This window comes from Actinoplanes sp. NBRC 101535 (genome assembly GCF_030269225.1).
GTDB lineage: Bacteria > Actinomycetota > Actinomycetes > Mycobacteriales > Micromonosporaceae > Actinoplanes > Actinoplanes rectilineatus.
Genome location: NZ_BSSY01000004.1, coordinates 528,867 through 542,079, shown reverse-complemented (window position 1 = coordinate 542,079; position 13,213 = coordinate 528,867). Strand labels below are relative to the sequence as shown.

General features: G+C 70.8%; 12 protein-coding genes. 8 read left to right on the top strand and 4 right to left on the bottom strand.

The features are described from left to right. The first annotated feature begins 805 nt into the window (after positions 1-805). The gene (locus QSK32_RS14430) at positions 806-1,588 is read left to right on the top strand and encodes a hypothetical protein (protein WP_285472197.1); all 783 of its coding nucleotides are present in this window, start codon (positions 806-808) and stop codon (positions 1,586-1,588) included. A gap of 24 nt (positions 1,589-1,612) precedes the next feature. Here the strand turns inward: QSK32_RS14430 and QSK32_RS14425 are convergent, their stop codons facing one another. From QSK32_RS14425 to QSK32_RS14415, 3 genes are all read right to left on the bottom strand, one after another. Beyond that, positions 1,613-3,058, bottom strand: a complete 1,446-nt coding sequence (locus tag QSK32_RS14425; protein ID WP_285472196.1) for a flavin-containing monooxygenase — start codon at positions 3,056-3,058, stop codon at positions 1,613-1,615. Positions 3,059-3,109: 51 nt separating this feature from the next. Then, positions 3,110-5,143: an alkaline phosphatase family protein gene (locus tag QSK32_RS14420; RefSeq protein WP_157410658.1), complete on the bottom strand. Its 2,034-nt coding sequence runs from the start codon at positions 5,141-5,143 to the stop codon at positions 3,110-3,112. Between the two features lie 449 nt (positions 5,144-5,592). After that, positions 5,593-6,543: a saccharopine dehydrogenase NADP-binding domain-containing protein gene (locus tag QSK32_RS14415; RefSeq protein ID WP_285472195.1), complete on the bottom strand. Its 951-nt coding sequence runs from the start codon at positions 6,541-6,543 to the stop codon at positions 5,593-5,595. A gap of 40 nt (positions 6,544-6,583) precedes the next feature. Between QSK32_RS14415 and QSK32_RS14410 the strand changes: the two genes are divergently transcribed. Genes QSK32_RS14410 through QSK32_RS14390 form a run of 5 tightly spaced genes read left to right on the top strand, consistent with a single transcriptional unit; the run spans position 6,584 to position 10,346 of the window. Then, the gene (locus tag QSK32_RS14410; protein WP_045739607.1) at positions 6,584-7,204 is read left to right on the top strand and encodes a TetR/AcrR family transcriptional regulator; all 621 of its coding nucleotides are present in this window, start codon (positions 6,584-6,586) and stop codon (positions 7,202-7,204) included. Next, positions 7,201-8,139 (top strand): FtsK/SpoIIIE domain-containing protein, encoded by a 939-nt coding sequence (locus tag QSK32_RS14405; protein WP_285472194.1) that lies wholly within the window; start codon positions 7,201-7,203, stop codon positions 8,137-8,139. The genes QSK32_RS14410 and QSK32_RS14405 overlap by 4 nt, the downstream gene beginning before the upstream one ends. A gap of 10 nt (positions 8,140-8,149) precedes the next feature. After that, complete coding sequence (locus QSK32_RS14400) at positions 8,150-8,785, top strand: GntR family transcriptional regulator (protein ID WP_045739609.1); 636 nt, start codon at positions 8,150-8,152, stop codon at positions 8,783-8,785. A gap of 10 nt (positions 8,786-8,795) precedes the next feature. Continuing rightward, complete coding sequence (locus QSK32_RS14395; RefSeq protein ID WP_045739610.1) at positions 8,796-9,800, top strand: 1-aminocyclopropane-1-carboxylate deaminase; 1,005 nt, start codon at positions 8,796-8,798, stop codon at positions 9,798-9,800. Between the two features lie 18 nt (positions 9,801-9,818). Beyond that, on the top strand, positions 9,819-10,346 hold the full coding sequence (locus tag QSK32_RS14390; RefSeq protein ID WP_052720042.1) for a GNAT family N-acetyltransferase: 528 nt from the start codon (positions 9,819-9,821) through the stop codon (positions 10,344-10,346). Here QSK32_RS14390 and QSK32_RS14385 read toward each other — a convergent pair. Continuing rightward, entirely contained in the window at positions 10,319-11,134 is an 816-nt protein-coding gene (locus QSK32_RS14385; RefSeq protein ID WP_285472193.1) for an SAM-dependent methyltransferase, read from the bottom strand. The two genes, QSK32_RS14390 and QSK32_RS14385, sit on opposite strands and share 28 nt — an antisense overlap. Before the next feature lie 207 nt (positions 11,135-11,341). Here QSK32_RS14385 and QSK32_RS14380 point away from each other — a divergent pair, with 207 nt between their 5' ends. Both QSK32_RS14380 and QSK32_RS14375 read left to right on the top strand, forming a co-directional pair. Next, positions 11,342-12,031 carry a GH12 family glycosyl hydrolase domain-containing protein gene (locus QSK32_RS14380; protein ID WP_045739613.1) on the top strand — a complete coding sequence of 230 codons (690 nt, stop codon included), beginning with the start codon at positions 11,342-11,344 and terminating at the stop codon, positions 12,029-12,031. A 149-nt stretch (positions 12,032-12,180) separates the two neighbouring features. Beyond that, entirely contained in the window at positions 12,181-13,209 is a 1,029-nt protein-coding gene (locus tag QSK32_RS14375) for an intradiol ring-cleavage dioxygenase (protein WP_045739614.1), read from the top strand. Positions 13,210-13,213 lie beyond the last annotated feature (4 nt).

Here is a 13,213-nt window from a genome sequence, read left to right as displayed (position 1 = left end):
TCGGCCGCGGTGATCGGGTGCGCTCGCAGTCTCGGGGGCCGGTGGTAGCGCCCGATCACGCCGCCGTGTGTGCTCACCCTCCCGAATCGGACGGTGAGCGCACCCAATCCCGTGGTCGGGTGCGCTCGCCGTTTCGGCCGCGGTGATCGGGTGCGCTCGCAGTCTCGGGGGCCGGTGGTAGCGCCCGATCACGCCGCCGTGTGTGCTCACCCTCCCGAATCGGACGGTGAGCGCACCCAATCCCGTGGTCGGGTGCGCTCACCGTCTCGGCCGTGGTGATCGGGTGCGCTCACCGTCTCGAGGTCCGGTGGTCGTACCCGGTCAAGGCGTTGGGTGCGGCCGCCGGCCTGAAGCGGAGGGTCTGTGTACCCGATCACGTCATTGAGTGCGCCCGCCATCCCGAAGCGGAGGGTCAGTGCATCCGATCGTGGGATCGGGTGCACTCACCGTCTTGGTGGGCGTGAACGCGTGCGGCCGCCGTCCTGCGTTGGCGTGATCGGCGCCGGCGCGCCTCGGGGTGATCGGCGCACCCGATCAAGGGGTCGGGTGCAGAGGCCGGCCTGAAGCGGAGGGTCTATGCGCCCAATGCCTTGATCGGGTGCTGTCGCCGGCCTGGTGGGTTGATCGGGTGCGGGCGCCGTCTCGGGTGGCGTTGACGGGTGGGACTGGTGCTGTTGCTGTTGCGGACGAGGGCTTGCCACTGGGGCGGATGGGGCTCCTGAACTGGGAAGACGTTGCGGAAACGGGGGCTTGCCGGGTCAGCCGGAATTATCGTGAAGTAATGGGACGAACCAAGAAAGAAGCCATGAAGATATCGGCAGGGTTCCCGGTGGCCGTTTCGCTGGGGCTCTGTCTGTCGGTGACTGCCGCGGGGATGGCGGGTACGGCGAGCGCCGCCTACGCCAAGTCGCCCGGGTCGGTGACGGCTGCCGTGAGCGGGGTGGGCCTCGGGGCGGAGGTCGGGGGGAAGCCGCTCAAGGACGGTCTGCTCGTCGAGAAGGAGCTGCCGGAAGGCTACAAGGCGACGAGTGATCTCGACTCGCTGCGGGAGACGCTCACCCCCCTCTACGAGAAGGGGCCGTCCGGGGATCCCTGCGCCGGTCAGGGCGCCGAGGACCCGATCGCGTCCACCAAGCCGGTCGTTCCACCGGTGATGCACCGGCTGGCCGAGGTGTTGCGGGGCAAGGCGACGAAACCGAAGTCCGAGTTCGCCTCGTTCCTCAAGGGCCCCGAAGGCCCGGTCGTGCTGCAGGTTCTCGTCGACACCGGCGCCACGACCGCCCGCGCCATCGTCAGCTCCAACGAGGATGTGCTCAAGCGGTGCCCGGAGTTCGAGGCCAACGGCATGAAGATCTCGATGTCGCGGGCGAAGCTGTCCGCTCTCGGTGACGCCTCGGTCGGCATCGCGATGGACCTGACCCTGCCGAATCCGAGCGGCGGTTCGATGACCGTGCACGGCAAGCTGGCCGTCGTCGCGTACAAGAATGTTTCCATGACCGTGGGTCTGATGGGCTTCCAGGATGCGCCGGACGCCGAGTTCAAGAAGATCAGCAAGACGGCCGCGCACAAGTTGACGCAGACTCTCTGAGGTTCGTGGTGGCCGGTCCGGGGCTCAGGCGGTGAACCGCAGCTCCGGGTCGGCGACCGTGGCGGCGCGCAGCAGGCGCACGTCGTCGCGGTAGTTCATCGAGGTCAGCCAGGGCATCCGGTCGCCTTGGCGGGGCAGTTCGTCCACCGCCCGGCGGATGTATCCGGCGCCGAAGTCGAGGAACGGCCGGGTCGTCATGCCGGGTGCGGCGGGTTCCGGGCGGCAGACGCGGTGCCCGTGGGCGTCCATGTGGGCGAGCAGGCGGCAGAAGTGTTCGCAGAGCAGGCCGATCTTCAGGGTCCACGACGAGTTGGTGTAGCCGATGGCGTACGCGAAATTCGGCACCCCGGACAGCATCATGCCCTTGTACGCGATGGTGTCCGCCAGCGTGACCGGTGTCCCGTCGACGGTCAGCGCGGCCCCGCCGAACGCCTGGACGCGCAGTCCGGTGGCGGTGACGATGATGTCGGCGTCGAGGGTGCGGCCGGATTCCAGGAGCAGCCCGGTCTCGGTGAACGTGGTGATCCGGTCGGTGACGACCGAGGCCGTCCCGGAGCGGATGGCGGCGAACAGGTCGCCGTCTGGGGAGATGCACAGCCGCTGGTCCCAGGGCGGGTACGGCGGGTTGAAGTGTTCGTCGACCGGATATCCGGGTGGCAGCTGCCGGGCGGTGATCCGGCGCAGGATGCGGCGGGCCAGGCCGGGGTGGCGGCGGCAGAACTTCCAGACGGCCCGCTGCTGGGTGATGTTCTTGTGCCGGGTGAGGGTGTGGCCGCGGTCCGGACCGAAGATCCGGGTGAGTGCGGCGGCGATCGGATCGTGCGTTCCCATCGGGAGTACGTACGAGGGCGTGCGCTGGAGCATCGTGACGTGACTCGCGGTCGCCGCCATGGCCGGGACGACCGTGACCGCGGTGGCGCCGCTGCCGATCACGACGACCCGTCGGCCGGTGTGGTCCAGTCCGCCCGGCCACTGTTGGGTGTGCACGATCGGCCCGGGGAACCGGTCGCGTCCGGGGAATTCGGGGGTGTGCCCCTGGTCGTAGCGGTAGTACCCGCCGGCCGCGAAGATCCAGTTGGCGGTGACGGTCCGGCGCTGCCCGTCGTGGTCCACGTCGAGGGTCCAGCGGGCGTCGGTGCTTGACCAGGCGGCGCCGACGACGCGGTGCCGGTACCGGATGTGTTCGTCCAGGCCGTTCTCGGCGATCGTCTCGTGGAGGTATTCCAGGATCCGGGGTGCGGTGGCGATCGACTCGCGGTGGCGCCACGGTTTGAACGCGTACCCGAAGGTGTGCAGGTCGGAGTCGGAGCGCACGCCGGGGTAGCGGAAGAGGTCCCACGTTCCGCCGGAGGCGGACCGGGCCTCCAGGATGGCGAAGGTCTTCGCCGGGAGTTCGGTGCGCAGGTATCGTCCGGCGCCGATGCCGGAGATGCCGGCGCCGATGACGGCGACGTCCAGGTGTTCGGCCATGGCGTTCAGGATCGTGGTCGGAGCGCCTCCATGCCAGCGCGAAATGCCTCTTTATCGTGAAAAATCCCGTAACCCGGCTCGTTCCAGCCAGCGGATCAGCTGTCGGTGCACCGCGTCGGCCCCGTACAACTCCCCGTCATCGAGGAGCTCCTCGTCGACGGTCCAGCCGGCAGGGTGCACCAGCACCGCCTGGTTCTGCCAGCCGCCCAGTCCACCGTGGCAGCCGACCAGCTCCTCGAACGCGTGCACCTCGTCGGTGCCGGTGTCGAGCGTGCTGTGCACGTACAGATCAGGATGGTTCGTCCCGGTCGCCACCCGCAGCAGATCGCGGGCCGCGCGGGGCCCGAAGGGACCCAGCGGATCCTCACCCTGGACGGTGTCCTCGGCCAGCAGGTGCACGCCGCGCGGCCCGATCGCCAGCGGTCCGCGGGCGCTGCCGGCCACCACGAACCCGATGCCCGGCTCACCGAGCAGCCCCGGGATCAGCGCCGGGAAGCGTTCCTGCAGGTCCTCCAGCGTGACGTGGTCACCGAGGCGCGGGAACCAGATCAGGCCCAGGTTGCCGGAGCCGACCACGACCAGGTCGGTGCGATCACCGCCCGGCCCGGCGTCCGGCGGTCCGACCAGCATGCCGGCGCTCTCCCCGGTGGATCGCCGGGCGGCCCATCGGCCCACCGGTCCGCCGGTGCCGAGAAGGTCGGCGAGCAGGGCGTTGACCGGTCCCCACCCCTCCACGTCGCTGGTCGCGGCGAGGGTGACCGGCGCGGGGAGAGCCAGGTGGGCACGGACGGCCTCTTCCAGGGTACGCCCGGAAAGCTGACGAAATGTCGGACCTTGACTCTGCCCGTGATCGGAGAGGACCACGAACCGGTAGTCCCGGGGTGCCGCCGCGGCGAGCTGTTCGAGCGTCCCGAGGACCCGGTCGACGCCCGCGAGCGCGTCCATCGACTCCGGCCGTGCCACCCCCGCATGGTGGGCGATCTCGTCGTAGTCGACGAAGTCCACGAAGATCACCGGTGCGCCACGCATCATGTGCTCGGCGACCAGCGCCACGTTGAGGTCCCGCAGCAGCACGTTGGTCAGGCCGCGCAGCAGCGGGTACGCCCCGTGCCGGTGGATCCGCGGCTCGACGCCCCGCATCCGCTGCTGGCGCCCCTGATGCAGCTCCTTGACGATCTCGCCGGCGGTCAGCACCAGTGACCGGACCAGGATGAACGGGCGGGCGAAGAACCGCAGGTAGTCGCCGCCCGGCCCGAGACCGCCGCGCCGCCCGGCCCGGCTCATCACCATCAGGGCGGTGTCCGCGTCCCCGCTGAACATGTTGGCGATGCTCACCCCGCCGCCGGCGAGCAGACCCCGGCCGTCGGAGACCCGCTCCTCGATCAGGGCGGCGTCGGCCGGCCGGTTGGACACCACGAGGCGGCCGAGGGCCTGCTCGTACCAGCGGAACGCCGGGATCCCGTCGTTGGAGCCGTGCAGCAGGGCGGCCTGGCTGGCCGGGGTGGTGGACGGGACGCGGGCCCACCAGCCGACGGCGTCGTGACTGCCGGACCGGACCCAGCGGGCGAGCGTGGGCAGTACCCCGCTGTGGATGCCGTGCCGCAGCAGCGGGAACGGCAGGCCGTCCACCTGCACGATCACCAGTCCCGCGGGTGCGCCGGCGGCCGGTGCGGCACGGACCCGGCGGGCCCGCCGGAGCAGGTCCGCGACCAGGTAGGAGCTGTCGTTCACCCCGAGCAGCCAGTGCACCACCACGGAGACCACACCGACCACGGCGAACGTGGTGAGCACGGTGACCCAGCTGTGCACGCGTACCCACGGCAGGCCGATCAGCACCAGACCGACGATCAGGACCTGGGTGACCACGCCCAGGATCAGCGCGGCGACCGCACCCCACCAGCGGGCCAGCACCCGCAGCACCGGACGGGACAGCCCGTCGGCCACCGCCACCACGGCGGCCACCGCCAGACCCACCCACCACTGGCCCAGGGACAGTCCGGTGAGCAGCCAGGACGCCGCGGTCAGGGCGCCCGCGGTGGGCAACAGGCCGAGCACCGCGTCCCGGACGTCGCGATGGGTCACCACGGCGCCACCTCGCATCACTCGATCATCCGGGTCCTTCGGCCCTGTCGTACGCGTATCGCCGCTGGTTGAGTGGTCCCCGGAGCCACCGACCGGTGGTTCCGCAGTGGGAAGCAAGATTCAGCAGGTGATCCCGCGTCGTGGCCGCCGCAGCGTTGCGGCCACGGCACTCTCCCGGCCCGGGGGCCGCGCTCCGGGCCGGGAACACCCGCAGCGGTGCGAAGACCCGCCCGTGTGGTGATTTCGGGCGCGTTGGACGCCCGAAGTCAACACGCCCGTGTGGGTGTGGTGATTACGGGCGCGTTGGACGCCCGAAGTCAACACACCTGTGGTGGGTGTGGTGATTACGGGCGCGCTGGACGCCCGAAGTCAACACGCCTGTGGTGGGTGTGGTGATTACGGGCGGGAGGGGCGGCTGAAGTCGCCATGCGGATCCCGATGGCGAAACGTGTCTAATCGAGCTCCAGATGGAAGCCCTGGGCCGCCAGTGCGGTCAGGAAGGTGGCCGGGTCGACCAGCTGGTCGATGTGTGCCACGCCCGCGGGCATCGTGTCCAGCATCCGGATCGCCTGCGCGGCGAACAGCCCGGTGGCCCGGCTCTGCCGGTTGCCGGTGAACCCGGCCGTGACCGATCCGGCCCGCACCGACACCGCGAAACCGTCACCGCCGAGGTGCACCGCGTCCAGCAGGCCGGCCGCGAACCGGCGGGCGGCGGGGCGGCGCAGCAGCAGGGCGACCGCGGGCCGGTTGAGCGCGCCGAGCAGGGCCGTCATCGGCCGGGAGTCCAGGGCCAGACCGTGCCGGGTGCCGGCCGGCCCGGCGAACGGGAAGGCGTGCACGGTCCGCCTGCCGTACGGGGCGGGGAACACCGCGGGCCATGATCCGGCGATCTGGCCCAGGCCCTCCAGGGTCCAGTCGATCGCCGCGGCGCCGTGCCGTTCGCCGGAGCCGAGCAGCACGCCGATGTCGACCGGGGTGCCGGGAGCACGTGCGGCGGCGTACCCGGCAAGAAGTGTCGTCACGCCGGGCGCGAGACCGACGCTCAGGATCGCGGTGGCGCCGTGCCGGGCGGCGAGGGGGCCGAGGGGTTCGATCGCGGCCAGCACCGAGGGCGTCGCGGAGATGTCCAGGTAGTGGATGCCGCGTCCCAGAGCGGCTCGGGCCAGGTCGGCGTTGCCGGTCTCGGCGCACATCAGGACCACGTCCACGCCGTCGAGGGCGGCTTCGACCTGCGCCGGGTCGGCCAGGTCGAGGCGGACCGCGGTGGTGCCCGGGACCGGCCGGGCCTTCTCCGGGTGGCGGCCGGCGACCTGGACGGTGAAGTCGCCGGCCAGAGCGGTGGCGGCCTCCCGGCCGACCGCGCCGTAGCCGCCGATGATGAGGACGCGAATTTTTGTAGTCACACTCCAAGAATGTTTCTGTAGTGCCGCTATAGTCAACACGGTGAGTGATAGCGCACAGAAGCCCGACGGGCGAGCCGCCAGGTCACGGGCGACCCGCAACAAGATCGCCGAGGCGGCCATCCCCCTCTTCGTCACCAGTGGTTATCAGGCGACGAGTGTCGGCTCGATCGCAGCGGCCGCCGGGGTCGGCGAGCAGACGATCTACTACGCGTTCGGCACCAAGCGGGCGGTGCTGGTCGCCGCCCTGGACCGGGCCATCGCCGGCGACGACGAACCGATCCCCACCCTGGACCGGCCCTGGGTTCGTGCGGCGCTCGCCGACCCGGACCCGCACGGCCAGATCCAGCGCCAGGTGGCCGGCGTCGGCGAGGTGCTGCGCCGGGCCGCGCCGCTGCTGGACATCGTGCGCGGCGCGGCGTCCGACCCGGAGCTGGCCGAGGTCTGCGCCACCAGCATCGCCCACCACCGCGAGGTGCAGGGCGTGTTCGCCGCGGCGCTGGCCACCAAGGCGACCCTGCGCGACATCGACGCGGCGGACACCGCGGTGGCGCTGCTGTCCCCGGAGACCTACCTGCTGATGGTCGACCACCTGGGCTGGAGCCACGAGAAGTGGCGGATCTGGGCGACCGACTGCCTGGCCCGGACACTGGTGGCGCCATGACGGAGATCGTCGGTCTGCTGGACCTGCTCGGCCTCGACGATCCGGAGTCGATCGACCCGGAGGTGAACTGGCGGCCGCGGCGCTGGCCCGACCGGCTGCGGGTGCCGATCGGCCGGACGGCGTACGGTGCCGTCGTCGAGCTCGACCTCAAGGAGGCGGCTGAGGGCGGCATGGGCCCGCACGGCGTGATCGGCGGGGCGAGTGCGTCCGGCAAGACCGAGTTGATCCGGACGCTGCTGACCACGCTGGCGATCACCCATGCCCCGGCCGACGTCGGCTTCGCCGGTATCGAGGCGCGCGGTGGTGACACCTTCCACGGTCTGGCCCGGTTGCCGCACGCCTTCGTGACCATGGGCGACATCGCCGCCGAGTGGCCGGGGTCGCCCCGCCTCGACCGGTTCGTGACGACCCTCACCGCCGAGATCGCCCGCCGTCAGGAGCTGCTGCGGTCCGAGGGGCACCGGTCACACACGGCCTACACGAAGGCGGTCCGGGCCGGCGCGCCGCTGATGCCGCTCCCGCATCTCCTGATCGTGATCGACGAGTTGAGCCTGATCAAGGACTCGTCCCCGGGCCTGGTCCCGCTGCTCCGGCGGGTCGCCCGCCTCGGGCGGGCGCTCGGCCTGCACCTGCTGATCGCCGATCAGACGGTTGCGGACTGGATCGACGACTTCGACCGGCACCTCTCCTACCGGGTGGTCCTCCGGACGTTCACGCAGTCGGACAGCACCCGGCTCCTGGGCATCCCGTCGGCCTGGAACGAGCTGCCGCGGGAGCCCGGGAACGGGTTCCTCAAGCGGGACAGCGACCCGGTGACCCGGTTCCGGGCGGCCTACCTGCCCCTGCTGGACCGGGTCGTCGATCAGCTGGCCGGCTGGCCGGGTGTGGAGAAGGAACTGTGGGAACCATTGCGGGACTCCACCACTGGTATCTAACATTTCAGTTGTGGAGAGCATCGGGCGTAACCTGCTGCGGGACGCCGCCTACGGGCGGATCCGCAGCGCCATCATCGACGGCACACTGCCGCCCGGATCCGCGCTGCGCCCCGACGACCTTGCCGAACGCCTCGGTCTGTCCCGCGCGCCGATCCGGGAGGCGCTGGCCCGGCTGGCCGCCGACGGGCTCGTCGAGACCAAGCCGCAGAGCTGGACCCGGGTCACCGAGGTGGTCGCCAAGCAGGTCGAGGACGCCGCCGCGGTGCTCGGCGCCATGCACGACCTTGCCGTCCGCCACGTCGCCGGGAGCCTCGACGACCACCTGGTGACCGCGATGCGCGAGGCCAACACCCGGTTCGCCGCCGCCGTCGCGACCGGTGACGTCGAGGCCGCTCTCGACGCCGACGACGAGGTGCACGCGATCCCCCTGCTGGCTTACGGCAATGCCGCGGCCATCAGCACCGTCGATCGGCACACCCCGGTGGTACGCCGTGCCGAGCGCCTGTTGTTCACCTCGGCCCAGGCGTCCCGCTCCGTGCGGCTGCACGACGACCTCATCTCGGCCCTGGCCGCGCGCGACGAGGCGCGGGCCGTCCGGATCAACACGGAGATCTGGGGCCACCTGCACCACAGCGTCGACCTATAGGAGCCCCCGCATGCCGCTCGCCGATTTCCCCCGCCATCCGCTGCTGTTCGGCCCGTCCCCGGTGCACCGCCTCGACCGGCTCACCGCCCACCTGGGCGGCGCCGCGATCTGGGCGAAGCGCGAGGACGTCAACTCCGGCATCGCGTACGGCGGTAACAAGACCCGCAAGCTGGAATACCTGGTGGCCGACGCCATCGCCGCCGGCGCGGACACCCTGGTGTCGATCGGTGGCGTGCAGTCCAACCACACCCGCCAGGTCGCCGCGGTCGCCGCCGCCACCGGCCTCAAGTGTGTGCTGGTGCAGGAGAGCTGGGTGGACTGGCCGGACGCGGTCTACGACAAGGTCGGCAACATCCTGATCAGCCGGCTGGCCGGGGCGGACGTGCGGCTGGTCAAGGCCGGTTTCGGCATCGGTTTCAAGGAGAGCTGGGACGCGGCGATCGCCGAGGTCGAGGAGCGCGGGGGCACGCCCTACGCGATCCCGGCCGGTGCCAGCGACCACCGGCTCGGTGGTCTCGGCTTCGCGAACTGGGCGCACGAGGTGATCGCCCAGGAGCAGGAGCTGGGCGTCTTCTTCGACACGATCATCGTCTGCTCGGTCACCGGCAGCACCCAGGCCGGCATGATCGCCGGGTTCGCCGACGCCGGTGGCCGCCCGCGCCGGGTGATCGGGATCGACGGCTCCGCGAAGCCGGCCGAGACGCACGCCCAGGTGGCCCGGATCGCGCGTGCCACGGCGTCCCTGATCGGCGCCCGCGACCTGACCGACGACGAGATCATCCTCGACGACCGGTACCACGCCGGGATCTACGGCATCCCGGACGAGACCACTCTGGACGCGATGCGACTCGCCGCGCGGACCGAGGGCATGGTCACCGACCCGGTGTACGAGGGCAAGTCCATGGCCGGACTGATCGACCTGGTGCGGCGGGGTGAGATCGACAGCGGATCGACGGTTCTGTACGCCCATCTGGGTGGTCAGCCGGCGCTCAACGCGTACTCCGCGCTGTTCTGACATGAAACGATGCCGGATGTGACGATCCGGAGAGCGACCATCGCCGATGCCGCCGCGCTCGCGCACGTGCACGTGCGCGGCTGGCAGGCCGCCTATCACGGGCTGATGCCGCAGGACCATCTGGACGGACTCGACGTCGCCGAACGGGAGGTCCGCTGGCGGGGCTGGCTGGCCGGTGACCACCCGTCGATCGCCGTGCTGGTCTGGGAGGACGCCGACGGCGTGGTGGGCGGTTTCGTCAACGTCGCCGCCGGCCCGGACGCCACCGGCGAGGTGAACGCGCTCTACCTGCTCCCGGAGCACTGGGACCGCGGCGCGGGCCGGCGCCTGCTGGCGGACGGCCTGCGCGTGCTCGCCGCAGCGGGCTGCGACACGGCGACGCTGTGGGTGCTGGACACCAACCGGCGGGCGCGGCGTTTCTACGAGATCGGCGGCTGGCGCCCGGACGGCGCCACCCGCATCGACGACAGTCTGGGACTGTCGCTGCCGGAGACCCGCTATCGCCGGGAGCTCGACGGTCAGGGTTTGCGGCCGACCGCGGCGTAGATGCCGATCTGTTCGGGGGTCGGGCGCTCGTCGTCCGGCACCTCGGGGAACCAGTCGGCGACCGGGACGATGCCGGGTCCGATCAGGCCGAGGCCGGTGAAGAAGTCGCCGAACTCCTTCTTGGTGCGCGGGTGGGCGTCCGACCGGCCCTGCTCGATCATCTGCCGGGCGACGGCGGCGAGCCGTGGGCTGCTGTGGTCGAGGGTGAAGTTGGTGGCGGCGAGGTAACTGCCGGCGGGCAGGGCGTCGACGAGCTCACGGACGACCGCGGTGGCCTGCGCGTGGTCGGGCAGGAAGTGCAGCACGGCGACGAGCATCAGGCCGATCGGGCGGCCGAAGTCGAGGGTCTCCTTGAGCTGCGGGTTGCCCAGGATCGCGCCGGGCGACCGCAGGTCCTCCTGGAGATAGACGGTGCGGCCCTCGGGGTTGCTGGTGAGCAGGGCCCGGGCGTGCACGCCGACCATCGGGTCGTTGTCGACGTAGACCACCCGGGTGTGCGGGTGGATGCGCTGGGCGACCTCGTGGACGTTGTCGGCGGTGGGCAGGCCGGTGCCGATGTCGAGGAACTGGTCGATGCCGGCCTCGCTCGCCAGGAAGCGGACGGACCGTTGCAGGAACGCCCGGTTCTCCCGGACGGAGAGCCGGACCGTCGGGTGCACGCTCTCGATCAGGTCGCCGGAGGCCCGGTCGGCGGGGAAGTGGTCCTTGCCGCCGAGCCAGTAGTTGTAGCGGCGGGCCGGATGCGACGTGGAGGTGTCCAGCCCCGGCGGCGCGAATTCCTCAGCCACTGTTCGTCTCCCCGTGGTCAGGCCTGCGGATGGCACCGAGAGTAACGCATCCCCGCCGATCCGTGATCCATTGTGGACGACGGATCGAGAAACATTTCCGCAACGTGATCGTCACGCGGCTGTTAGGGTGCGAGTGTCAGGCATCGATCCCCGGCGATGTCCGGCCGCTGTCGAAGCGCTTCGACGAATCCCCGTAAGGAGCTACGCATGCGGAAACTACGTGTCCTGTTCTCCCTGGTCGTCGCGGCGGTGCTGATCGCCGTCGGCCAGGCGCCGGCCCGGGCCGCCACCTGGGGGTCCTCCGACCAGTGGGCCACCTGGACCAACGGTGGCTACACCCTCTACAACAACATCTGGGGCTCGGGCGCCGGGCCGCAGAGCATCTGGGCCAACTCGTACAGCAACTGGGGTGTCTGGGCCAACCACCCGAACACCGGCGGCGTGAAGTCGTACCCGAACGCCAGCAGGAGCGTGAACATCAAGCTCAGCTCGCTCAGGTCGGCGAGCAGCAGCTTCAACGTGACGGTGCCGTCCAGCGGGGCGTACGCCACCGCCTACGACATCTGGGCGAACGGCACCACGTACGAGATCATGCTGTGGATGAACAAGACCGGCGCGGTCGGCCCGCTCGGCAGTCTGCAGACCACCGCCACGGTCGGCGGGCACACCTGGAACGTCTACTCCGGGTCCAACGGCGCCAACCAGGTGTTCTCCTTCGTCCGGACCGGCAACACCAGTGCCGGCACGGTCGACATCAAGGCGGTCCTGGACTGGATCCGCACCCGCGGCTGGTACGGCGACGTCACGCTGAGCACGATCCAGTTCGGCTACGAGATCACCTCGTCGAGCGGCGGCCTGAACTTCGTCACCAACAGTTACTCGGCCTCGGCGTCCTGACGGTTCATGCCGGGTGCACAGCCCGGCACAGGGCATCCATAGCCTTCGGTGTTTGCATAGTGCCGTACCGCGGTTCAAACGCGGTCGAAGTTGGCAATCGGCACATTGCGAACCGGCGATACCGCACGGTATCGCCGATCGGAGGACACGTGGCATCACGACAGAACGAACCGACGTACCAGGGGCGGCGCCTTCCCAAACCGCACGAGGAGGTGTTCGATCAGGGTCTCGGGTTCGACCTGGGGACCCTGATGGGACGCCGTCAGGTCCTGCGGGCGTTCGGGATCGGTGCCGCCACCCTGGGGCTCGCCGCCTGCAGCGACGGCTCCTCGACGACGGACTCCACGACGTCCTCGGCCTCGACCGGATCGTCCACCTCGACCGGCGAGATCCCGGACGAGACCGCCGGGCCGTACCCGGGCGACGGCTCCAACGGGCCGAACGTCCTGCAGGAGAGCGGCATCGTCCGCAGCGACATCCGGTCCAGCTTCGGTGACGCGAGCGGCACCGCCGAGGGCGTGCCGATGACGCTGGAACTCACCATCACCGACATGGCCAACGATGACGCCCCGTTCGCCGGGGTGGCCGTCTACGTCTGGCACTGCGACCGGGCCGGCCTCTACTCGATGTACTCCGACGGGGTCACCGAGGAGAACTACCTGCGCGGCGTGCAGGTCGCCGACGATTCCGGCAAGGTGACGTTCACCAGCATCTTCCCGGCCTGCTACACGGGCCGGTGGCCGCACATCCACTTCGAGGTGTACCCGGACCAGGCGAGCATCACCGACGCGACGAACGCCATCGCCACCTCGCAGGTCGCCATCCCGCAGGAGTACTGCGACACCGTCTACAAGGAGACCGGCTACGAGGCCTCGGTCGCCAACCTGGCACAGCTCACCCTGGCGACCGACAACGTCTTCGGTGACGACGCCGGCGCCAGCCAGCTCGCCACCGTGACCGGCGACGTGAGCGGCGGATACACCGTGAAGCTGACCGCAGCGGTGGACACCACCACGACCCCGACCGCCGGCGCCGCTCCCGCCGGTGGCGGCGGCGAGGGTGGCACCCCGCCGTCCGGTGCTCCCGGTGGTGGCGGCCCCGGCGGCACGCCCCCGTCGGGCGCGCCGGGTGGCGGCGGCCCGGGCGGCACCCCGCCCTCGGGAGCTCCCGCCCAGTGACGAG